The 21,407-nt window shown below is 69.9% G+C and carries 17 protein-coding genes; 4 read left to right on the top strand and 13 right to left on the bottom strand.

The features are described from left to right. Positions 1 to 40 precede the first annotated feature (40 nt). The 4 genes from treY to VGB75_03685 form a co-directional block, all read right to left on the bottom strand. Entirely contained in the window at positions 41 to 2,389 is a 2,349-nt protein-coding gene (gene treY, locus VGB75_03700; GenBank protein ID HEY0166127.1) for a malto-oligosyltrehalose synthase, read from the bottom strand. Then, entirely contained in the window at positions 2,386 to 4,509 is a 2,124-nt protein-coding gene (gene glgX, locus VGB75_03695) for a glycogen debranching protein GlgX (protein HEY0166126.1), read from the bottom strand. Before glgX ends, treY begins: the two co-directional genes overlap by 4 nt. Positions 4,510 to 4,785: 276 nt before the next feature. Next, positions 4,786 to 6,078, bottom strand: a complete 1,293-nt coding sequence (locus VGB75_03690) for an SPFH domain-containing protein (protein HEY0166125.1) — start codon at positions 6,076 to 6,078, stop codon at positions 4,786 to 4,788. Positions 6,079 to 6,193: 115 nt separating this feature from the next. Continuing rightward, on the bottom strand, positions 6,194 to 6,628 hold the full coding sequence (locus tag VGB75_03685; protein ID HEY0166124.1) for an NfeD family protein: 435 nt from the start codon (positions 6,626 to 6,628) through the stop codon (positions 6,194 to 6,196). Positions 6,629 to 6,762: 134 nt separating this feature from the next. Between VGB75_03685 and VGB75_03680 the strand changes: the two genes are divergently transcribed. Further along, positions 6,763 to 7,581 (top strand): alpha/beta fold hydrolase, encoded by an 819-nt coding sequence (locus VGB75_03680; protein HEY0166123.1) that lies wholly within the window; start codon positions 6,763 to 6,765, stop codon positions 7,579 to 7,581. Positions 7,582 to 7,637: 56 nt separating this feature from the next. On the opposite strand, the gene VGB75_03675 is transcribed toward VGB75_03680, so the two are convergent. The 7 genes from VGB75_03675 to VGB75_03645 form a co-directional block, all read right to left on the bottom strand. After that, on the bottom strand, positions 7,638 to 8,453 hold the full coding sequence (locus VGB75_03675; GenBank protein ID HEY0166122.1) for an ABC transporter permease: 816 nt from the start codon (positions 8,451 to 8,453) through the stop codon (positions 7,638 to 7,640). Then, positions 8,450 to 9,448, bottom strand: a complete 999-nt coding sequence (locus VGB75_03670; protein ID HEY0166121.1) for an ABC transporter ATP-binding protein — start codon at positions 9,446 to 9,448, stop codon at positions 8,450 to 8,452. The genes VGB75_03675 and VGB75_03670 overlap by 4 nt, the downstream gene beginning before the upstream one ends. Continuing rightward, positions 9,448 to 10,551, bottom strand: coding sequence for a hypothetical protein (locus VGB75_03665; protein ID HEY0166120.1), 1,104 nt, complete (start codon positions 10,549 to 10,551; stop codon positions 9,448 to 9,450). The genes VGB75_03670 and VGB75_03665 overlap by 1 nt, the downstream gene beginning before the upstream one ends. Before the next feature lie 123 nt (positions 10,552 to 10,674). Then, complete coding sequence (locus tag VGB75_03660; GenBank protein HEY0166119.1) at positions 10,675 to 11,283, bottom strand: dihydrofolate reductase family protein; 609 nt, start codon at positions 11,281 to 11,283, stop codon at positions 10,675 to 10,677. Positions 11,284 to 11,502: 219 nt separating this feature from the next. Beyond that, positions 11,503 to 12,798 (bottom strand): DUF222 domain-containing protein, encoded by a 1,296-nt coding sequence (locus VGB75_03655; protein ID HEY0166118.1) that lies wholly within the window; start codon positions 12,796 to 12,798, stop codon positions 11,503 to 11,505. Between the two features lie 146 nt (positions 12,799 to 12,944). Next, on the bottom strand, positions 12,945 to 13,205 hold the full coding sequence (locus tag VGB75_03650; protein HEY0166117.1) for a PspC domain-containing protein: 261 nt from the start codon (positions 13,203 to 13,205) through the stop codon (positions 12,945 to 12,947). 223 nt (positions 13,206 to 13,428) lie between these two features. Beyond that, positions 13,429 to 13,905, bottom strand: a complete 477-nt coding sequence (locus tag VGB75_03645) for a hypothetical protein (GenBank protein HEY0166116.1) — start codon at positions 13,903 to 13,905, stop codon at positions 13,429 to 13,431. A 186-nt stretch (positions 13,906 to 14,091) separates the two neighbouring features. On the opposite strand from VGB75_03645, the gene VGB75_03640 reads away from it, so the two are divergent. Beyond that, positions 14,092 to 14,253, top strand: a complete 162-nt coding sequence (locus VGB75_03640; protein HEY0166115.1) for a hypothetical protein — start codon at positions 14,092 to 14,094, stop codon at positions 14,251 to 14,253. Positions 14,254 to 14,298: 45 nt separating this feature from the next. Here the strand turns inward: VGB75_03640 and VGB75_03635 are convergent, their stop codons facing one another. Then, on the bottom strand, positions 14,299 to 16,458 hold the full coding sequence (locus VGB75_03635; protein HEY0166114.1) for an alpha-1,4-glucan--maltose-1-phosphate maltosyltransferase: 2,160 nt from the start codon (positions 16,456 to 16,458) through the stop codon (positions 14,299 to 14,301). Positions 16,459 to 16,547: 89 nt separating this feature from the next. On the opposite strand from VGB75_03635, the gene glgP reads away from it, so the two are divergent. Together glgP and VGB75_03625 are read left to right on the top strand one after the other, a co-directional pair. Next, positions 16,548 to 19,124: an alpha-glucan family phosphorylase gene (gene glgP, locus VGB75_03630; GenBank protein ID HEY0166113.1), complete on the top strand. Its 2,577-nt coding sequence runs from the start codon at positions 16,548 to 16,550 to the stop codon at positions 19,122 to 19,124. 84 nt (positions 19,125 to 19,208) lie between these two features. Continuing rightward, on the top strand, positions 19,209 to 20,120 hold the full coding sequence (locus tag VGB75_03625; GenBank protein HEY0166112.1) for an NAD(P)-dependent oxidoreductase: 912 nt from the start codon (positions 19,209 to 19,211) through the stop codon (positions 20,118 to 20,120). Here the strand turns inward: VGB75_03625 and VGB75_03620 are convergent. Next, the gene (locus VGB75_03620; protein HEY0166111.1) at positions 20,094 to 21,245 is read right to left on the bottom strand and encodes a nucleotide pyrophosphatase/phosphodiesterase family protein; all 1,152 of its coding nucleotides are present in this window, start codon (positions 21,243 to 21,245) and stop codon (positions 20,094 to 20,096) included. The genes VGB75_03625 and VGB75_03620 overlap by 27 nt on opposite strands. Positions 21,246 to 21,407: the final 162 nt, after the last annotated feature.

Below are 21,407 nucleotides of genomic sequence, written 5' to 3'. Positions count from 1 at the left end.
GTCTGCTCAGGCCGTGCCACTGCTCAGGCCGTGCCACTGGTCAGGCCGTGCCACTGGTCAGCAACGCCACCGGGTAGCGCCTGAGCAGGGCCGCCAACGAGACCTGGCCCTGGTGCCGCTCGCCGGTGAGCTGGTCGACGTGGGACCCCGGCCCGAGCTCGAGCACGGTGTCGCGCCAGCCGCCGGCCTGCCGCAGGCCGAATGGCAGCCTGGTGGCCACTGCCACCGCGCCGCCGCGGTCGAAGGCGACCGCGTGCTCGGCGGCCGGGCCCGAGACGATCAGCGGGGTGTAGCTGCTGAACCGCTCAGGGTGGGCGCGGCGCTCGCGGAGCACCCGGCTGGTGAGCCACAGCTTGGCGGCGCCGACCTGCTCCAGCGGCGGGCCGTCGCTGCCGTCTGCGGCGCCAGAGTCGAAGCCGGCCAGCAACTGCCGGCGCAGCTGGAAGTCCACCGGCCGCCGGTTGTCCGGGTCGACCAGGGAGTAGTCGTAGAGCTCGGTGCCCTGGTAGACGTCAGGGACGCCGGGCATGGCCAGTTGCACGAGCTTCTGGGACAAGCTGTTGGACCAGCCGTACGGGGTGATCTCAGAGATCAGCTCGTCGAGCAGCCGGTGGGTGTGCCGATCGTCGTAGGCCCGGTCCACCGCCTGGTGCACCGCGGCCTCGAACGCCGCGTCCGGATCGCGCCAACTGGTCGGATCGGAGGCCTCGCGCATCGCCTTCTCGGCATAGGCGTGCATCCGGTCCCGCTCGATCCAGCCGGCGCCGGCGAAACTCTGCCAGAGCAGGTATCCGAACGCCGGCTGCGGGATCGGGCTGCCGGCCAGCAACTGCTCAGCGACGCCGTACCAGCGCTCGCCCAGCTCGGGCAGCACCGCCAGCCGGGCTCGGACGTCCTCACTGCGCTTGGTGTCGTGGGTGGACAGCGTGGTCATCGAGTCGGGCAGCAGCTGCTGGCGCTGCAACTGCGCGGCGTGGAACTCGGCCAGGGTGCTGCCGTAACCGCCGGGGTCACCGCCCACCTCGTTGAGGCCGACGGCGCGGTTGTAACGGTAATAGGCGGTGTCCTCGACGCCTTTGGCCATGATCGCGCCGCTGGCCTGCTCGAACCGGACGGTGACCTCCCGGCCGGCGTCGCCTCGGGCGGCCGACAGCAGCGGTGTCAGCTCAGCGATCGCGCCTGCCAGCTCGGGCCTGCGCGAGAGCGCCAGCGCGGCGGCCTCGTCGAGCCGCTCGCCGGCCACCGGCTGGTACGAGCGGTACACCCCGAAGGCCACCGCCAGCTCGGTCAGGGCCGCGACCACCTGCTCGTCGGTGCTGGCCAGTCCGGGCGCGGCGGCCCGCACGCCGCGGCAGATCCGCAGCAGCTCGGCGTGCAGGATGGTGTCGGCGACCATCCGCTTGCCCTGCTCCAGGTGCTCGGCCCAGTCGCGGTGGTCACCGGTCAGCTCGGCGTAGCGGCGGCTCACGACCGCCTCGCCCGCCGGGTCATAAAGCAGGTTGTTCACCTCGGCCAGCGCGTCGTAGCCAGTGGTGCCGGCCACCGGCCAGTCCTGGGGCAGCCGCTCACCCGGTTCGGTGATCTTCTCTACGGTGATCCAGCTGTCCGGCGCGGCGGCGGCCAGCCGGTCCAGGTAACCGGCCGGGTCGGCCAGGCCGTCGGGATGGTCGATGCGGATGCCCTGGACGTCGCCGGCCCGCACCCAGCGCAGGATCTCGGCGTGGCTGGCGTCGAATACCGACGGGTCCTCCACGCGGATGCCGGCCAGCTCGGTGACGGCGAAGAACCGGCGGTAGTTCTGCTCGTTGTCGGCCCGCCGGTAGCTGACCAGCTCGTAGTGCTGGCGGGCGTGCACGTCGGCCGCGCTGTCTCCGGGACCGGCGGTGCCCTCGGCGATCGGAAAGCGGTGCTCGAAGTAACGCAGCTCGCCGTCGGTGACGCTGAGCTGGTCGTCTCCTGCGTCATCGCCGAGCACCGGCAGCTTGATCCGGCCGTTGCCGGCCTGCCAGTCGACGTCGAACCACGCGGCGTACTCCGAGTCCGGCCCCTGCCGCAGCATCTGCCACCAGGGCAGGTTCTGGGCGGCGTCGGCGACCCCCATGTGGTTGGGCACGATGTCCACGACGGTGTCCAGGCCCAGCTGCCGCGCGGCGGCGGCGAGCGCCAACCGGCCCTGCTCGCCACCGCGCTCGGGGTCGACCTGGCGGTGGCTGACGATGTCGTAACCGTGGTCTGAGCCTGAGGTGGCCTGCAGGATGGGGGACAGGTAGATCGCCTGGACGCCCAGCGCCTTGAGGTAGTCGGCCAGCTCCGCAGCGGCGCTCAGCGGGAACTGCCGGCGGATCTGCAGTCGGTAGGTCGAGCCGGGGATCTGGGCTGGCCCGGTCATTCGCCCAGGCTCCGCAGCACCACCAGCGTCCGCGGCTGGACGGTGACTGACGCCCCCGGAAGGATCGGCTTGACGTCGGACTCCTCGTCGGAGACCACGACGGCGGTGTCCAGCGCCACCTGCCAGGAGGCGTGCTGCAGTTCCACCGGCGGGGTGAAGTCGATCGGCTCGTGATGGGCTGAGAAGCACAGGATGAACGAGTCGTCGGTGACCCGGCCGCCGCGGTCATCGGTGCCGGTGATGGCCTCGCCGTTGAGGAACACCGCGACGGCCCGGCCGAAGCCTGATTCCCAATCGTCTTCAGACATCTCGCTGCCGTCGGGGCGCAGCCAGGCGATGTCGGGCAGCGGCGCGCCCTCACCCTGACGCTTGACCGGCCGGCCGTCGAAGAACCGGCGACGGCGGAAGGTCGGGTGGTCGCGGCGCAGCTCGGTCACCTTGCGGGTGAAGGCCATCAGGTCGGTGTCGGCGGACTCCCAGTCGATCCAGGTCAGCTCGTTGTCCTGGCAGTAGCCGTTGTTGTTGCCCTGCTGGGTCCGGCCGAGCTCGTCGCCGTGGCAGATCATCGGAACACCCTGGGACAGGAAGAGGGTGGCGATGTAGTTGCGCTGCTGGCGCGCCCGCAACTCGAGGATCTCGGGATCATCCGTCGGTCCCTCGACCCCGCAGTTCCAGGACCGGTTGTGGCTCTCGCCGTCGTTGTTGCCCTCGCCGTTGGCCTCGTTGTGCTTGTCGTTGTAGGAGACCAGGTCGCGCAGGGTGAACCCGTCATGGGCGGTGACGAAGTTGATGCTGGCCACCGGCCGGCGCGCGGAGTGCTCGTAGAGGTCGGCCGAGCCGGTCAGCCGGGCCGCGAACTCGCCAATGGTGGCCGGCTCGCCGCGCCAGAAGTCCCGGACGGTGTCGCGGTATTTGCCGTTCCACTCAGTCCATTGCGGCGGGAAGTTGCCGACCTGGTAACCGCCGGGGCCGATGTCCCACGGCTCGGCGATCAGCTTCACCTGGCTGACCGTCGGGTCCTGCTGGACGAGTTCGAAGAAGCTGGACAGCCGGTCGACGTCGTAGAACTCCCGGGCCAAGGTGGCGGCCAGGTCGAAGCGGAAGCCGTCGACGTGCATCTCGGTGACCCAGTAGCGCAGCGAGTCCATGATCAGCTGCAGGGAATGCGGATGCCGGACGTTGAGGCTGTTTCCGGTTCCGGTGTAGTCGGTGTAGTAGCGCTTGTCGCTGTCTTCCAGCCGGTAGTACGCGGCGTTGTCGATGCCGCGGAAGCTCACCGTCGGGCCCATGTGGTTGCCCTCGGCGGTGTGGTTGTAGACCACGTCGAGGATCACCTCGATGTCGGCGGCGTGCAGCGCGCGCACCATCGCCTTGAACTCCTGGACCTGGCCGCCGGGGGTGGAGGAGGAGCTGTACTTGGCGTCCGGGGCGAGGAAGCCGATGGTGTTGTAACCCCAGTAGTTGGTCAGGCCCTTGTCGAGCAGGGTCGCGTCGTTGGCGAAGTGATGCACCGGCATCAGCTCCAGCGCGGTCACCCCGAGCGACTTGAGGTGGTCGATGATCACCGGGTGCGCCACGCCGGCGTAGGTGCCGCGCAACTCCTCGGGAAGCTCCGGGTGCCGCTCGGTGAGGCCCTTGACGTGCGCCTCGTAGATCACCGTGTCGGCGTACTGCCGCTTCGGCGGCCGGTCCACGCCCCAGTCGAAGAACGGGCTGATCACCACCGACTTGGGCATCTGGGCCGCTGAGTCCTCGTCGTTGCGGCTGTCCGGGTCGCCGAAGTCGTAGCCGAACAACGACTGGTCCCAGTCGAACTGACCGTGGATCGCCTTGGCGTAGGGGTCCAGCAGCAGCTTGTTCGGGTTGCACCGCAGGCCGTGCTCGGGCGCGTGCGGGCCGTGCACCCGGTAGCCGTAGAGCTGCCCGGGCTCGATGCCGGGAAGGAAGGCGTGCCAGACCAGGCCGTCGACCTCGGGCAGCTCGATCCGGGTCTCGACGCCGTCACTGTCGAACAGGCACAACTCGACTCGTTCGGCGACCTCGCTGAACAGCGCGAAGTTGGTGCCCGAACCGTCGTAGGTGGCGCCCAGCGGGTAGGCATGGCCTGGCCAGATCTGCATGTGGTCCCCTCGAATGGCGCGCGGACGCCGATACCTTCAGCGTCGCAGGGTGCTCGCAATTGGCCAGACGAGCCGTGGCTCGGGCTTGGCACCGAGCCTCGTGTCCAGTCTAACCGAGCGCCGATGCGGACCCGAAGCCCTCGGGGGCGACCAAGCCCTCGCACGCGCACGCGGCTGGGGCGCGCAGAGGGACTTTTCTCAGGCACGCGCGGGATCTTGGAAATGCGCGCGAGCGCGATTGTGATGTGCGCGACTGACGGGGGGAGGGGCGAGCCCTCAGCGCTCCTCGGCCGGCCGGACCGGGGGGCTGTCAGGATCGATGCCGTCTGCCGAGCCGCCCGGCACGGCTGTGCCTGTCGAGGAGGCGCCGGCCGACAGGGCCGAGGCCGCCGACGCGGCCGCCAGGCCCTGGTGAGCCAGCACCGAGTCGGGGTCGTGGTCCGAGCCGCGCACGATGGCGGCCTCGGGCTGCAGGGCCGCCGGGGGCAGGTTGGAGTCGAACCAGCCGTCGGTGGCGATCTTCTCGCCTGGCTCGGCGCCGGAGTGCGCGGGCGAGCTGGTGCTGGTCGCGGTCAGCCAGCTGGGCGCCGCGCCGCCGGGCCCGGCGCCAGGGCCAGACCCGTCGCCGGCGCCCTCGGCCAATCCCGCCAGTCCTGCCAACCCCTCCAGGGCCTTGGAGAACTCGCTCGGCACGATCCACATCTTGTTCGCGTCACCCTTGGCGATCTGCGGCAGGGTCTGCAGGTACTGGTAGGCCAGCAGCGCCGGGTCGGGCTTGGCGGCGTGGATGGCGTTGAAGGTGGTCTCGATCGCCTTGGCCTCGCCCTGGGCGCTGAGGTAGCGGGCCGCCCGTTCACCCTCGGCGCGCAGGATCTTCGACTGCCGCTCGGCCTCTGCCGACAGGATCGCCGCGGTCTTGGCGCCCTCGGCGTTCAGGATCTGCGCCGCCTTCTGGCCTTCGGCGGTCTTGATCGCCGATTCCCGCTGGCCCTCGGCCGTCAGGATGATGGCGCGCTTGTCACGGTCGGCGCGCATCTGCTTCTCCATGGCGTCACGGATCGAGGGCGGTGGTTCGATCGCCTTGATCTCGACCCGGGAGACGCGGATGCCCCAGGGGCCGGTGGCCTCGTCCAGCACCCCGCGCAGCTGGGTGTTGATGCCATCCCGGCTGGTGAGCGTCTGCTCCAGGTTCAGCGAGCCGACCACATTGCGCAGCGTGGTGATGGTGAGCTGCTCGACGGCCTGGATGTAGTTCTGGATCTCATAGCTGGCCGCCCGCGGGTCGGTGACCTGGAAGTAGATCACCGAGTCGATGCTGACGGTCAGGTTGTCGGAGGTGATCACCGGCTGCGGTGGAAAGCTGACCACCTGCTCGCGCATGTCGATCAGCGGGCGCATCCGGTCCACGAACGGCAGCAGAATCGCCACTCCCGGGCCCTGGGTGCGGGTGTAGCGGCCCAGCCGTTCGACCACGGCCGAGCGGGCCTGCGGAACGATCCGCACGCTGCGCGTCAGCGTCACGATCGCGAGAATCGCGATGATCAGGACGGCGATCAGGATCGCATCCATGCCGGTTTCCCCTTTTGTGGAGATTGTTTGTGAAGTTTGGCGGATGAAGGCCTATCAGTTGGAGATTAGTCGGTGAAGATGTGTCCGAGGGGCGATTGCGGGCCAGGAGACGCCTTCAGCGCGAGCTGTCCCAGACGACCGCGGTGGCGCCGCTGATCTGGATGACCTGGACGCTGCTGCCGACCGGGATCACCTGGGTCTCGTCGTAGGCCCGAGCCGACCACTCGCTGCCACCGAGCCTGACCCGGCCGTCCTTGGCGTCGACCTTGCTTGTCACGATCGCCTGGGCGCCGACCAGCGCCTCGACGCCGGTCCGGGTGGTTCCGCTGCCCTGCAGATGCCGCTTGGCCACCGGGCGCACCACCAGCAGCAGCGCCAGCGCGCCGCCGACGGCGACGGCCACCTGGACGGCCGGTGGCGCTCCTGCGGCGGCGGCGACCCCGCCGGCTGCCGCGCCGCCGGCGCACATGATCAGCACCAGGTCCAGCGAGAGGGTCTCAGCCCCTGCCAGTACGGCGGCCACGATCAGCCAGATCAACCAGGCTTGCATGAGCCCATCGAACCACGCCGCTTCGCCGCCGACACGCCATTGCCGGTTCAGGCGCCGGTGAAAGGGCGCTGAAGGCGCCCGGCCCCCCGCGGCCAGGCCACTGCGAGCACCGCGAACGCGGGCACAATGGTGCGGTGCTCAGCTCGCTGGCCCCGGCCCGCCGCCGCCTGGCCCTAGCCGGCTGTGCCGCCGTCGCGATCGCGCTGATAGCCGTGGTGGCCGCGGTGCTGGCGAGCCGCGGCGACGGCCAGGCCGAGCTTCGGGTGGCGCCCCAGGACCAGCCCGGCCCGGTGCTGCTGGTGCCCGGCTACGGCGGATCGACCAGCGGGTTGAACGTGCTGGCCGGCCGGCTGCGCGAGCAGGGCAAGGACGTCGCGGTGCTCACCCTGCCAGGCGAGGGCCAGGGCGACCTGGCGGCTCAGGCGCGGGTGCTCGACGCGGCCGCTGACGCCGCGATCCGGCGGACCGGCGCGGCCTCGGTCGACGTGGTGGGCTACTCGGCCGGTGGTGTGGTGGCCCGGGTGTGGATCAGCCAAGCCGGCGCCGCCACCGTTCCGGTTCGCCGCCTGATCAGCCTGGGCGCTCCGCACCACGGCACCGCGCTGGCCAGCCTCGGCGCGTTGTTCGCCGGGCAGTGCCCGACAGCCTGCCAACAGCTCGACCCGGAAAGCGCCCTGCTGGCCAGGTTGAACTCCGGTCCCGGCAGCGAGGCGCCTGCAGGCCCGGTGTCGGTCTCGCTGTGGACCAGCCGCGACGAGGTGGTGATCCCACCGGAGTCGGCGGTGCTGGCCGGGGCGCTCAACATCAGTGTCCAGAGCGTCTGCCCGGCCTCGACAGTGACCCACTCACAGCTGCCGAGCGACCCGTTGGTGGCGGCGATGGTGGTCGCGCAGTTGCAACCTTCGGCGCCCGTGCCGCTGACCGCCCGCGATTGCGCCCGGCTCAGCTCGTGACGCGCTGCGGCTGGTGACGCGCCCCGCTCATGACGTCCTTCAGCTCGTGACGTCCTTCAGCTCGTGACGTCCTTGGTGGCGAAATTCGCCCAGGCAGCGCCGAGCAGCACTCCGACGTAGACGCCTTGCAACGCCACTCCGCGCAGCACGTTGCGCCACAGGATCGGATCACGGAACAGGTCGATGAAGGACAACCAGTACCGCGTCGGCAGGTAGGGCTGCAGGGCTCGTGAGGCGTCGATGGTGAGCAGCAGCGAGGACCCGATCAGGATCGCCAGCGCTCCCATGCTGGCCGACAGCGCCGAGTCGGTCACCGTCGACAGGAACAGCGCCACGGCGGCGACCCCAAGCATCGAGAACGCCACGTAAGCGATCGCGATCACGGTCCGGACGGTGATCTGGCCGGAGGTCAGGCTGCTGCCCGAGACGCTGGTGACCGCCGCTGTCACCGGCTGGTCGCCCAGCAGCAGCCGGCCGACGAAGTATCCGGTGCCGGCCACCACCACCACCGCCACCAGGACGAAGGCGAACACCGAGACCAGCTTGGCGACCAGCAGCCGGGTGCGTCCGACCGGTCGGATCAACAGGTAGCGCAACGTTCCGCTCTGGGCCTCGCCGGCGATGGTGTCACCGGCCACCACCGCCACCGCGACCGGCAGGAACAGCGGCAGCACGATGGCCAGCGCGGCCACCGCGAACAGCGAGCCGTTGGACAGCACCGCCGACAGGAACGCCGGTCCCTGGCCCGGACGTGGGCCGACCCCGGTGACCGCGAGGAGGATCGCCACGATGGTCGGCAGCGCGTCGAGCATGGCGATGGTCATCCAGGTGCGCGGGCGCCGGAACAGCTTGAGCAGCTCAATCCTGATCATCGGCCCTCCACCCGGTCACTGCCCACCCGGCCACTGCCCACCCGGCCACTTCCCACCCGGCCGCTCTCCACCCGGTCCGCGCTCGGTCCGGTCAGCTCCAGCACGGCCTGCTCAAGACTGCGGCGTTCTGGCCCCAGCTCGCGCACCCGGATGCCCTGTCCGACCAGCAGCGCGTTGAGAGTCGCCGGGTCGCCGCCGCGCACCAGCAGCGTCTCGCCGTCGCGGTGCTCGACCCGGCCGTCCAGCAGCGCCAGCGCCGCCGCGGCGTCGGGAGTCCGCACCAGCGTGCGCCCGGTCGGCGCCTGCAACTCCTCGAGCTGGGACTGCACGATCAGCCGTCCCCGGTCCAGCACCCCGACCCGGGTGCACAGCTGCTCCACTTCGGCCAGCAGGTGACTGGATAAAAAGATCGTGGTGCCGCCGGCATGCAGCCGCAGCAGCAGGTCCCGGATCTCGTGGATGCCCTGCGGATCAAGGCCGTTGGTGGGCTCGTCGAGCACCAGCAGCCGCGGTGTGCGCAGCAGCGCCGCCGCCAGGCCGAGCCGCTGCCGCATCCCCAGCGAGTACGCCTTGACCGGCCGCCTGCCGACCCCGCCAAGGCCCACCTGCTCCAGCGCCGCGCTCACCCGGTCGGCGCGGTCACCGGGCGCGCCGCGAGCGCGCCGCGAGCCGCTGCCGTCGAGCAGGCTCAGATTGGCCCGGCCGGACAGGTGGCCGTATGCGGCGGGTCCCTCGACCAGCGCTCCGACCTGATCCAGCACCCGGCCGCCGGCCGCCGGCATCGGCTGGCCGAGCACCTCGATGCGGCCCGAGGTGGCCATCACCAGGCCGAGCAGCATCCGCACGGTGGTGGTCTTGCCCGATCCGTTGGCGCCGAGAAAGCCGTAGATGTCACCGGCCCGGACGTCGAGGTCGACGGAGTCGACGGCGGTGAGCGAGCCGAACCGTTTGGTCAGGGCGTGCGTCCTGATCACCGGGCTCTGCGATCCGGTCATCAGCCCAGCCCAGGATGCTCGGGCAGCTCGGCGGCGGCCGTGGCCAGCGTCGACGCGGTCACGGTGCCGATCAGCAGCCACGCCGCGTCGGGTTGGGTGGGAGATGACAGCAGCAGATTGAGCGGGCCGATCGACAGGTTGAGCTGGGGCTTGCTCGGATCGGCGCCGGTGGCCTCGAGCAGATCCTGGCTCAGCGAGTAGGCGATCCGGCCGGGTAATGGCACCGCCACTAGCTCGGTCACCCCGCGGCCGTAGATTCCGACGCTGCCCAGTGCCGGGAGGCGCTCGTTGCGGTCCAGGCCGGCCAGCCGAGCCGGCGGCTCCACCCCGCCTCGTTGGTCGATGGCGGTGGCCAGGTCCCGGGACGCTCTGCTGGAGAGGTTGGCGTCGGCAGGCGGGGAGAACTTGGTGATCGCCGGTGACGGCTCGGCGGGGGAGAAGTCAAGGAAGGTGCTGGCCAATGCCAGGACGCCGGACTGCTTGCCCCGCACCTGGACCCGCAGCGGCAGCCCGGTCTCCTGGTGGGCCCAGACGTCGACATGGGCGATGCTGGTGACCGGCTGGCTCGGGGTGATCCGCAGGCCCGGCGCGCTGCGGCCGGCTACCCGGGTCGAGCCGATCCGGCTGGCTTCCTGGGGCAGTGCCTGGCTCAGCAGCCGGCGGCCGAGCTCGGGCGGTAGCAGGTCGGCAGTGGTGGGCAATCTGACGTCGGCAGTCACCGATGAGCCGGTCCGGTCCACTGTGTTGGACTCGTAGTTCCAGTTCCACTCGCCGTATCGGTCGTGATAGACGCCGGCTTCGCCGGCGAAGCTGATCGCGTCGACCCGCCAGTCCGAGCTGGAGCGGTGCCAGACCCGAAGTTGGGTGCGCCCGCCGAACAGGTCGGCCACCGAGCCGAACCGGTCGGTGGCCGGCAACGCCAGGCCGCCGGTGGACTCGGCGTAGCCGCTGTAGGGCCGCCCGGTCGAGGACTGGATCAGCCGCAGCAGCGCGGCAGCCGAGAGGTCGCTGCTCTTGGCGGGCAGCGCGGCCACCAACGACGGCAGCGCGGCCAGCACCGCGGTGGTTGCGAGCACGGCCAGCCAGCGCCGGACTGAGGTCATTCTTCACCGTACGTCAGCCTCGGGCCGGTGATCGAGTGATCAGTGGCGGTCATCAGGAGCGCTGACTGGGACGGACGCCATCGCTCAGGGCAGGCCGCTGGCCCGATTCCTAGCCGGAGATCGTCACCGCGACCGCGTGGGCCGGTATCGCAGGGCGACCGCTCCAGATCGGAACTCATGGCGGTCCACGAGCTCGAGTGCGATGCGCTCGCGCAGACCGGCGAGCAAGGTGGGCCCGTGTCCGGCGAGGACTGGCTGCACAACGAACTCGTACTCGTCGATCAGTCCCAGCTCTGCCAACGCCAGCGGGAGCGTCACGCCACCCACCCACAGGCCCTCGCCTGGCTCCTGCTTGAGCCGCTCAACCGCTTGCCTCAAGTCGCCTCGCACCAGCTCGGCATTCCAATCGACCCCGCTCAGTGTGCTCGACACGACGTACTTCTTCGCCCGGTGGATCGCCTCGGCGAACGGGATATCCCGCTCGCCCATCCATTCGGGCCACGTGCCCGTGGCAGGCTCCCGCCACGCCGACTCCATCATCTCGTAGGTCACGCGACCGAACAGGAGGGCATCGGCTCGGTCCATCGCAGCGGTCCAGTAGCGCATCGACTCCTCGTCCGGCGGGAGCCCTGCCTCGTGATGGCAGCAGCCGTCGAGCGTTACGTTGATCGAGTATCGAAGTGGTCGCATCTCATGCTCTCCCTGCATACGCGCCGTGCGTTCATACACCATTCAGATGACTGCCGGCTCCAGAACTCATCGGCGCCGCGAATCAGGCCAAGGGCCACGGACTTCGCCTACTGACCGCCACGCCCGTGGGTGGCCCGAGCGGCCGCGCAGCAGTGCTTGCTGAGCGGTGCGCTCGATGAAGGCTAACGCCGGTTAGCCGCTGTTCCTGGCGATGGGTGGCTTAAGAGTGGACGAGGTTGTCTAGGTCGGTGGGGCTACGTCTCACGGCCTGTTGATCCGCTGGTTGCGTCTGGGTGTCTGCTCGGCGTCCAGCCAGGCCGGGGGCACGAACCAGGGCACGCCGTCGAGCATGGTCACGCGCCAACCGTGGCTGTCGATCCGGTCATGGTGGTAGTCGCACAGCAGCACCAAATTGCTCAGATCGGTCTGGCCGCCCTTGGACCACGGAACCACGTGGTGCTTCTCGGTCCATTCTGGAGGAGCGGTGCAACCCGGGAACGCGCAGCCCTGATCCCGGGCGATCAGTGCCAGGGTCTGCTTCTCGGTGGCGCATCGCTGAGTCGTGCCGTAGTTCAGGACGCCGCCCTTGCTGCCATGCACCACCCAGGCGATGGAAGCCTGATCGGCAACCCGCAGCGCCTGATCAACCGTCACACGCTGGCCGAAGCTGGTCGTCGCCAGGCCGGTCCGAGACTCGAACTGCTCGGCGGTCATGGTGATCAGCACGGTTGCCGACACGCCCGCCGACCGGGGGAGTTCCGCTGACCGCAGCGCGATCTTCAACACCGACCGGAACGCGTCATGCATGCGCTGTCCGGCGGTGCGCTCGTCGCGCTCACCGCCGGCCGCCGGCTTCGGCGCCGCCAGCGAGTGCAACACGGCGTGCGCGAGCGCGGCGGTCTCGGAATCAAGGTCAGCGGTGAGCCGATGCATTCCCTCACCGTTGGGCACGCAGCTCAGGAACCGGCGCCGCTGCTGCCATCTCTCGTCGGCGAGGGTTCCGTCGGGAAGCAAGGTGTCCAGCAGTTGCTTGGCGATCCCGGCGAGGGTCGCGGCGTCGAAAAGCTCGGCCTGCTCGACCAGAAACGCCTCGGCCTTGGCCAGCTCGTCCACACACAGCTGGCCGTCGCGCAGCTTGCCGAGGCACCGGATGACCACCTCTGCCTGCTTGGCTGAAACCGCACCGTCGGCTCGGGCGGCCGCCAGCGCCGGCAGCAGCGGCGGGTTCACCTGCCCCGACAGCTGCACCCGTACCCCAAGCTCATGCGCCTGCCTGACCCGCGCGCCGCTCTCTGACGGCGCCAGATTCAGCAGCCCCGCCACGAACTGGCTGGCGCCGCGCAGCATGTGCCGAGCGGGGATGCCGCGCGCTTCAAGCTCGGGGATGGTGACGTTGTCGAAAGCCTCCGTTTTGCGGCGAAGCTTCTCCACGGTGCGAACCAGCCCCAGTAGTTGGCTCTCATCGAGTACCGACAGATCGGCGGTGGCTAATTCAGTGACGGCGGCCAGCGCGGCGTCGGCCTTGGCCAACACCTCAGTCGCCAACCCCGTCGTCATACCTGAAATCTAGACCAAGGGTACGACAGTACTCGTTGCCGCCTTGCTTTATTAACAAAGGCGAAAACGCCCAGCCGAAGCTCAGGCTGGGCGTGTTTTCGCCGAGCCCGTAGGGCTCGCTGCACTACCTAGGGGACGACCACCTACTAGGCAGGCGGCGGCGTCGGGTTCATGGTGGGAACGCTGACCTCGCCTGACTGGGCCTTGGGCATCACGATCCAGAGAATCGGGTAGAGAAGCACCTGGCAGCCGGGCAGCACCAGCAGGACGAGCAGGAACAGCAGCCGTGCAGGCCATGGCTCCAGGCCGATCCGGCGGCCGAGCCCTGCGCAGACGCCGCCGAGGATGCGCCCTTCGCTCGGGCGGGTGAGACCCTGTCGGCGGAACAGGTCGTGGATGGACCCCATGATGTTTTCGTTTCCCCTCGTTGATCGGCCGGGTGGCCCGCGCCGCTCGGTGCGGCTCGATGTGTCAAGCATCGGCCGAGAGGGGTTCCCAAGCATCGGGGTCGGCCCTGAGAATCACCCTCGACGTCGCGGTCGGCGAGTCAGGGTCCGAGCGAGGGTGATTACCGCCCCTCCTACGGGGCGCGCGGACGCGGTCAAGGGCCGCGGCAGGGTCAACTGCGACCTATCGCAGGAGTTCGCACACGCTAAGCCTGAACTCCTCGACGCTCTCGACCTTGATGGCCTCGCCCTGGGAGTCGCTGCCTGACCAGTGCATCACCTGGCCGGGTCTCAACTTCGCCAGCTGCTCCAGAGTGAACGTGACGCCAACGGCTGACGATGAGTCATCCGACGTCCAGCCGTACAACGTGTACTCAGTGGCTGGCCGTAGTCGGGCGAGCGGCGGGTCGGTTTTCCACCCGTCCGGCGGATTCGCCAGCGTCCATGACGTGAAGTCGGTGACTCGCTGCGGCGGTGTCCACGAGCCGAGATCTTGGGCATCAGCGCCGGAATCGTGATACAGCGACGCGCCATCGACGTAGTGGCTGCAAAGACGGAGGTGTCCGACGATGCGTCCATCGGCGTCGACTCCGACGCCAGCCACACCGTATGAGGGCACCGTGCATCCCGAAGTCAGCGAGGTCGCGACCAGTGCGATCACCAAGACGAGCCCTCGCCGCATACCGGTGAGGCTAGGGCCGGGACGGCTGGATAAGGCGTTAGCGACCGATCCGTGACATCACGATTCAACGCCCATACAGATGCTTCTCACTCGCTGACGGCGCCTGCTTGTGACCAGAGGCGAGCGGCATGTCGCAAGCGGCCGATCACCGACGCGCGCAACCTGGTGCTTGACGCCGCCGGAAGGCACGACCAGGCGGAGGTTCGGCAGAAGTGGCGCTTCGCGTCCTTCGCCGTGGACGGGCAGGAGTACACCCTCAGTCACCACCCCGATTACACGCCGCTGCTCAGGGACGCGTTCGCAGCGGCCCGTGACCGCGACGCCTGACCAGCCGCCTGGCGTCGCGGCGTCGGGCGGCTACCCGCCCGACCATCAAACGCGCGGTCGGACGTGGAAGATGTGCGAGGGCTGGTCCGGGGTGAGCCGCACGAAGTTGTGCTCGCCCCACTCGTAGTTGGCGCCGCTGAGCAGGTCGGCCACCAGGAAACCCTCGTCCAAGCCGACACCCAGTTCGGCCAGCCGCAGGTGCACCCAGCCTTCGCGGACCTGATGCGGGTCGGTCGAACAGCACACCAGGATCGTGTCGCCGGTGGCGGCGTCGCGCTTGGAGAAGACCAGGATGGCGTCGTTTTCGCTGTGGTGCATCCGCAGGTTGCGCAACTGGTGCAGCGACGGGTGCGCCCGGCGGATCTCGTTGAGCCGCTTGAGGAACGGCGCCAGCGACTCGCCGCGCTCGATCGCGCCTTGGAGGTCCCGGGGCCGCAGCTGGTACTTCTCCGAGTTCAGGTACTCCTCGCTGCCCGGGCGCACGGGGGTGTTCTCGTACAGCTCGTAGCCGGAGTACACGCCATAGGTCGGCGACATCATGGTGGCCAGCACGGCGCGGATCGCGAACGCCGACCGGCCGCCGTTGACCAGGAACTCATTGAGGATGTCGGGAGTGTTGGGAAAGAAGTTGGGACGCATGTAGTCGGCGGCGGCGACCAGTTCCTCGCCGTACTTGCCCAGCTCCCAGGCGGTGTTGCGCCAGGTGAAGTAGGTGTAGCTCTGGGTGAAGCCGACCCGGGCCAGCTCGTGCATCATCGCCGGCCTGGTGAAGGCCTCGGCGAGGAAGAGCACGTCCGGGTCCTTGGACTTGACGGAGCCGATCAGCCATTGCCAGAAGTTCAGCGGCTTGGTGTGCGGGTTGTCGACCCGGAAGATTTTCACTCCGCGCGAGACCCACAGCATCGTAATCCGCAGCACCTCGGCGGCCAGGCCGGCCGGGTCGTTGTCGAAGTTGAGCGGGTAGATGTCCTGGTACTTCTTCGGCGGGTTCTCGGCGTAGGCGATGGTGCCGTCGGGCAGGGTGGTGAACCACTCCGGGTGCTCGCTGACCCACGGGTGATCCGGCGCGCACTGCAACGCCAGATCCAGGGCCACCTCGAGGTTCAGCTCACGGGCGCGGGCCATGAACGCGGCGAAGTCGGCCTCGGTGCCCAGCTCGGGATGGATGGCGTCATGGCCGCCCTCGGCCGAGCCGATGGCCCACGGGGAGCCGGTGTCGGTCGGCTTGGCGTCCAGGGTGTTGTTCGGGCCCTTGCGGTTGACCCGGCCGATCGGGTGGATCGGCGGCAGGTAGACGACATCGAAGAGCAGGTCGGCGACGTAGTCCAGGTGCCGGGTGGCGTCGGCGAAGGTGCCGTGCCGCAGCGGGCGGGCCGGGTCGCCGGGGTCGTTGGCCAGCTCCGCGCCGATCGAGCGCGGGAAGAACTCGTACCACGCGCCGTAGAGCGCGCGTGGCCGGTCGACCCAGACGCTGTAGCGCGGTGAGCGGGTGATCAGCTCGCGCACCGGGTGGTTCTGCGCCAGAGCGCGTGCCTCGGCGCTCATCGCCCGGGTGATCCGCAGCGGCACGTCCACCTCGCTGCGGCGCAGGTCCGCGGCCACCGCGCGCGCCAGCTCGGCGTCGGAGGGGTCGGCGCCGGCGGTGATGATGTCGGCGCTGCCGGCCTTGCTGGCCGCCGCGCCCTTGCCGACGACCGTCTCCGGCTTGTCGCCGGCGGCCGGTTTGCCGCTCGCTGATCCGCCGGCCGCGGGAGTGCCAGCCGCAGGCGAGCCGGCCGTGTCGCCCGCTGGCGAGGAGGCCGCGGTCAACGCGTCGGCGACCCGCTGGAACAGCCGCGCGCCGATCTCCAGATCGTTGGCCAGCTCATCGGCGCTCTGACCGGCGTCGACCTTGACCTCGACGGCGTGGTACCAGGTGGCCAGCGGGTCGCCCCAGGCTTCGACGACGTACTGCCAGGAGCCGGTGCTGTCGGGCGTCACCTCGGCGCGCCACCGGTCCGAGCCGCCGCCGAGCGGGCGCATCCGGTGGAAACCGGCCTCGACGCCGGCGGGGGAGCGCCACACCACGGATGCGGCCACCGCGTCATGGCCCTCTCGGAAGACCGTCGCCTCGATGCCCACCGGCTCGCCGACCACCGCCCGTGAGGGCAGCTCGCCGTGCGCTATCACCGGATGTAATGAGTTGAGTCCTATGCGTCCGACCACGAGGCTCACCGTATCGTCCCCCGGCTGCTGACTCGTAATTGACCTGGCATCGGCCGTAAGCGCTACCACGTGCCGCTATCGTGTGGGGAATGAAGGCATTACGACGGCTGACTGTCCGCGCGGCGCTGCCCGCCCCGCTGGCCCCGCTGGGCGACATCGTGGCCAACCTGCGGTGGTCCTGGCATCCGGACTCCCTGGACCTGCTCGAGTCGGTCGACCCCGAGCTGTGGTCTGAGTGCAGGGGAGACCCCGCCCGGCTGCTGGGCGGCGTCAGCACCGATCGGCTGGCCGGCCTGGCCAAGGACCGCAAGTTCCTCCGGCGCCTGCAGGACGTCTCCGACGACCTGCGTGACTACCTTGAGCAGCCGCGCTGGTACCAGCGCCAGCAGGAGGCCCAGCCCGGCTCGCTGCCGAACTCGGTCGCCTACTTCTCGCCGGAGTTCGGGATCACCGAGGTGCTGCCGCAGTACTCCGGCGGCCTGGGCATCCTGGCCGGCGACCACCTCAAGGCAGCCTCGGACCTCGGCGCGCCGATCATCGGGGTGGGCCTGCTGTACCGGGCCGGCTACTTCTCCCAGTCGCTGTCGCGCGAGGGCTGGCAGCAGGAGCGCTACCCCTCGCTGGACCCGCAGGGCCTGCCGCTGACGCCGCTGCGCGACAGCGACGGCAACCCGGCCCGGGTGTCGCTCGAACTGCCCGAGGACCGGACGCTGCACGCCCAGATCTGGCTGGCCTCGGTCGGCCGGGTGCCGCTGCTGCTGCTGGACTCCGACGTCGAGGAGAACGACGCGGCCGCCCGCGGGGTGACCGACCGGCTCTACGGCGGCGGCCCCGAGCACCGGCTGCTGCAAGAGCTGCTGCTGGGCATCGGCGGCGTCCGGGCGCTGCGGTGCTTCTGCGCGATCACCGGCCACCCGGCGCCTGAGGTGTTCCACACCAACGAGGGGCACGCCGGCTTCCTGGGCATCGAGCGGATCAGCGAGCTCAGCGACGGCCCGGCCAAGTTGAGCTTCGACGAGGCGCTGACCGCCGTGCGGGCCGGCACGGTGTTCACCACCCACACCCCGGTCCCGGCCGGCATCGACCGCTTCGACCGCGACCTGGTGCGCGCCCACCTGAGCGAGGTGCCCGGCGTGCCGGTGGACCGGATCCTGGCGCTGGGCGCTGAGGAGGACCCGGCCAAGTTCAACATGGCCCACATGGGGCTTCGGCTGGGCCAGCGCGCCAACGGCGTCGCCCAGCTGCACGGCCGGGTGAGCCGGTCGATGTTCAACGACCTGTGGCCGGGCTTCGACGCCCAAGAGGTGCCGATCACCTCGATCACCAACGGCGTGCACGCCCCGACCTGGATGGCCCGGGAGTTCCTGGACCTCGCCGAGCGCACCGCCGGCTCCGACGACCTGGCCTCCGGCGACGGCTGGGATGCCATCGACCAGATATCGGACGTCGAGTTGTGGGAGCTCAAGCACGAGCTGCGCGAGCGGCTGGTGGGCGAGATCCGCCGCCGGATCAGGCAGTCCAGCATCGAGCGCGGCTTCTCCGGCGTCGAGCTGTCCTGGATCGCGACCGCCTTCGACCCGGACGTGCTGACCATCGGCTTCGCCCGCCGGGTTCCTAGTTACAAGCGGCTGACCCTGATGCTGCGCGACCCGGCCCGGCTGAAGAAGCTGCTGACCGACCCTGAGCGTCCCGTGCAGATCGTGGTGGCCGGCAAGTCGCACCCGGCCGACGACGGCGGCAAGGAGCTGATCGCCCAGCTCGTCCGGTTCACCGACGACCCCGAGGTGCGCGGCCGGATCGCCTTCCTGCCCGACTACGACATCGGTATGGCCCGCTACCTGTACTGGGGCAGCGACGTCTGGCTGAACAACCCGTTGCGCCCGCTGGAGGCCTGTGGCACGTCCGGCATGAAGGCGGCCCTGAACGGCGGGCTGAACCTGTCGATCAAGGACGGCTGGTGGGACGAGTGGTGTGAGGACGGCAAGAACGGCTGGGAGATCCCGTCGGCCAACGACTCACTCGCCGGCACCACCGATGACCACCGCGACGCGGTCGAGGCGGCCGGGCTGTATGACCTGATCGAGCACCAGGTGGCGCAGCGGTTCTACACCCGCGACGCCCGGGGCATCCCGGCGCAGTGGGTGGCGATGGTGCGCTACACGCTGAAGTCGCTGGGCCCGAAGGTGGTCGCGACCCGGATGGTGCGCGACTACATCCACCGGCTCTACGCCCCGGCGGGGCAGTCCGCGGCGCTGCTGACAGTCGATGACTTCCGCGCCGCCAAGGACCTGGCCGCCTGGAAGAGCTGGGTGGCCGGCGCCTGGAAGGACGTGGCGGTGCGCCACGTGGAGTCCCTGGTCGAGGGTGACCCCAGTCTGGGCGGCTTCTTGCAGCTGCGCGCCGAGGTGGCGCTGTCGGGCCTGACCGCCGGCGACGTCGAGGTGCAGGCGGTCTACGGCCCGGTGGACTCCGACAACCGGCTGACCTCCTTCGAGCTGCTGTCGCTGACGCTGGCCGACGAGCGCGACGCCACCGGGTTCTTCACCGGCGACATCCCGCTGAAGAAGGCCGGCCCGTTCGGCTACACCGTGCGGGTGCTGCCCAAGCATCCGCTGCTGGCCAACCTCGCCGAGACCGGCCTGGTCGCCACCGCCACCCAGGTTTAGCGTTGCGGGCACAGGGTAATCGGGCACAGGGTAATCGGGCACAGGGTAATCAGGCACGGGGTAATCAGGCACGGGGGTGGCGCGATGCGGGTGCTGGTGACCGGAGCCCGGGGCAAAGTCGGCCGGGCCGCCGTCGCCGAGCTGGCCGCCGCCGGGCATGACGTGCTGTGCACCGACCTCGGCGCGCCGACCTACGAGCGCGCCGAGCCGGACATGCCGCCCTACGTGCGGGCTGACCTGACCGACGCCGGAGCTGCGTTTCAGCTGGTGCGCGGGATGGACGCGGTGCTGCACTGCGCGGCCATTCCCGAGCCCACCCAGGACATCGCGCACGCGGTGTTCGCCAACAACCTGCTGGCCGCGTTCAACGTCATCGAGGCCTGCGTCCGGTTCGGGGTGTCGCGGCTGGTGAACCTGTCGTCGGAGACGGTGCCCGGCATGATCTTCGCCGAGCGGCCGTTCGAGCCGTCCTACTTCCCGATCGACGAAGAGCATCCGGTGCAGCCGCAAGACCCCTACGCCCTCGGCAAGCTGTTCGGCGAGCAGCTATGCACGGCGGCGACGCAGCGCTCGGACCTGTGCTGCGTCTCGATCCGGCCGACCTGGGTGCAGGACGCGGGATCGTATGCGCGCAATCTGGGGCCGATGGTGGCCGCCGCCTTCGCCGGCGCTCCGGAGCCGACGGTGAACGGCTGGTCCTACATCGACGCCTACGACCTGGCGATTGCCTTGCGCCTTGCTGTCGAGTCAGATCTGCCGGGGCATGAGGTGTTCTACATCTGCTCGCCGGACGCGGCCGGGGTTTCCGACACCGTCGCCGCGTTGCGCGCGCAGTATGGCGACCGGGTGCAGTACCGGGACTTCGCGCGGCCCGACGCCAGCGGCACCTCGGCAGCGAAGGCGCAGCGGATGCTGGGCTGGCAGCCCACCCGCGGCTGGCGCGACTACCTCACCGAGGACGGCCAGCCGTTACCGGGACAGCAGCGGGACCAGTAGCTCGGCGTCGGTCAGGGCGCCGTGGTACCCGACGAGCTGCGCGTTGCGGGACGCGACTTTGCGGCGCACCACCGCCAGCTCTGACACCGACACCGCGACCAGGTCACCGATCCTGCTGCGCGCCGGCTCGCTGACGCTCGGACCGAACCAGCCCCGCTCTATCGCCTCATCCCTTGTCAGCAGCGCCATCCCGTGCCCGACCAGCTCGGCCCAGCGCGAGCGCACGCTGTCGAGTTGACCCGGCGCGACGTGCAGGTAACGCACCCGGGGCTCGCCCCCGAGCAACTCCACACCGTCGGAAAGCGATGGCTCGCTGTCGTAATCGATCTTGGCCTGCTCGGGGACGTCGAGCATGCCGTGGTCGGCGGTGACCAGCAGCCGGACGCCCGGCGGCAGTCGCTCGGCGAGCAGCTGGGCTGCCTTGTCGATCAGCTCCAGCTGGAGCCGCCACGCCTCGGAGTGGCAGCCGTGCACGTGCCCGATCAGGTCCAGCTCGGAGTTGTAGCAGTAGATCAACCCGCGCCGGGCTCTGGCTACGCTCGCGACCGCGGTCGCGGTGTCGGCGGCGGTGAACGCCGGGACGTAGCGCGCGCCACGCAGCGCCGCCCGGGTCAATCCGCTGTGGCCGAACGCGGGCGCGGACACCACCGACGCGCTGACCCCGGCCGCCTCGGCTCGTTCGAAGGCGGTGGCCACCGGCTGGACCTGTTCGGGCGGCTGCTCATCGCTCAGATCGGCGCCGGAGTAGACGCCGCGCCAGGTGAGCCAATTGACCGGTTCGCCCACTCCGTCGGCTCGGGTGGTGTAACCGGTGATGCCGTGCTGGCCTGGCGGGACGCCGGTGCCGAGCGAGGTGATGCTGACCGCGGTGGTGGTCGGGAAACCTGCCGTCAGCTGGCGGGCCGCCAGGCTCGACAGGAACGGGGCGTGCCGGGCGTGCTCGCTCAGCAGCTGCCACCCCAGGCCGTCCACCAGCAGCACCACGACGCACTCGGCCGGCTCGATCTCCAGCGTGTTCGGCTCGCCGTCCACTCCCAGGGCTGCCAGGGCTGACGGCAGCACGTCAGACAGCGAGGATTTGCCGTAGTCGACGATGCCGGCCAGCGGTGGCGATGCGGTGCTCATCGACTCATCCTGCCCGAGCCACGCGTGAGCCGCCTCGAAGACCGTGGGCAGGTCGGCGTCGATCGGTTCTGGCGCACGGCCGGGACCATACTTGTCGAGGACGGCTGGCCCGCGCCGACCTAGGCATGCACGAGCCCGGCACGGGCTACTTCTAGACGATCA

Source organism: Jatrophihabitans sp. (genome assembly GCA_036399055.1).
GTDB lineage: Bacteria > Actinomycetota > Actinomycetes > Mycobacteriales > Jatrophihabitantaceae > Jatrophihabitans_A.
This window is presented reverse-complemented; position numbering and strand designations above follow the sequence as displayed.

Coding starts and splice junctions, on each gene's coding strand:
- treY (HEY0166127.1), bottom strand. CDS start 2,389: ATGACCGGGCCAGCCCAGATCCCCGGCTCGACCTACCGACTGCAGATC.
- glgX (HEY0166126.1), bottom strand. CDS start 4,509: ATGCAGATCTGGCCAGGCCATGCCTACCCGCTGGGCGCCACCTACGAC.
- VGB75_03690 (HEY0166125.1), bottom strand. CDS start 6,078: ATGGATGCGATCCTGATCGCCGTCCTGATCATCGCGATTCTCGCGATC.
- VGB75_03685 (HEY0166124.1), bottom strand. CDS start 6,628: ATGCAAGCCTGGTTGATCTGGCTGATCGTGGCCGCCGTACTGGCAGGG.
- VGB75_03675 (HEY0166122.1), bottom strand. CDS start 8,453: ATGATCAGGATTGAGCTGCTCAAGCTGTTCCGGCGCCCGCGCACCTGG.
- VGB75_03670 (HEY0166121.1), bottom strand. CDS start 9,448: ATGACCGGATCGCAGAGCCCGGTGATCAGGACGCACGCCCTGACCAAA.
- VGB75_03665 (HEY0166120.1), bottom strand. CDS start 10,551: ATGACCTCAGTCCGGCGCTGGCTGGCCGTGCTCGCAACCACCGCGGTG.
- VGB75_03660 (HEY0166119.1), bottom strand. CDS start 11,283: ATGGTGTATGAACGCACGGCGCGTATGCAGGGAGAGCATGAGATGCGA.
- VGB75_03655 (HEY0166118.1), bottom strand. CDS start 12,798: ATGACGACGGGGTTGGCGACTGAGGTGTTGGCCAAGGCCGACGCCGCG.
- VGB75_03650 (HEY0166117.1), bottom strand. CDS start 13,205: ATGGGGTCCATCCACGACCTGTTCCGCCGACAGGGTCTCACCCGCCCG.
- glgP (HEY0166113.1), top strand. CDS start 16,548: ATGAAGGCATTACGACGGCTGACTGTCCGCGCGGCGCTGCCCGCCCCG.
- VGB75_03625 (HEY0166112.1), top strand. CDS start 19,209: ATGCGGGTGCTGGTGACCGGAGCCCGGGGCAAAGTCGGCCGGGCCGCC.
- VGB75_03620 (HEY0166111.1), bottom strand. CDS start 21,245: ATGAGCACCGCATCGCCACCGCTGGCCGGCATCGTCGACTACGGCAAA.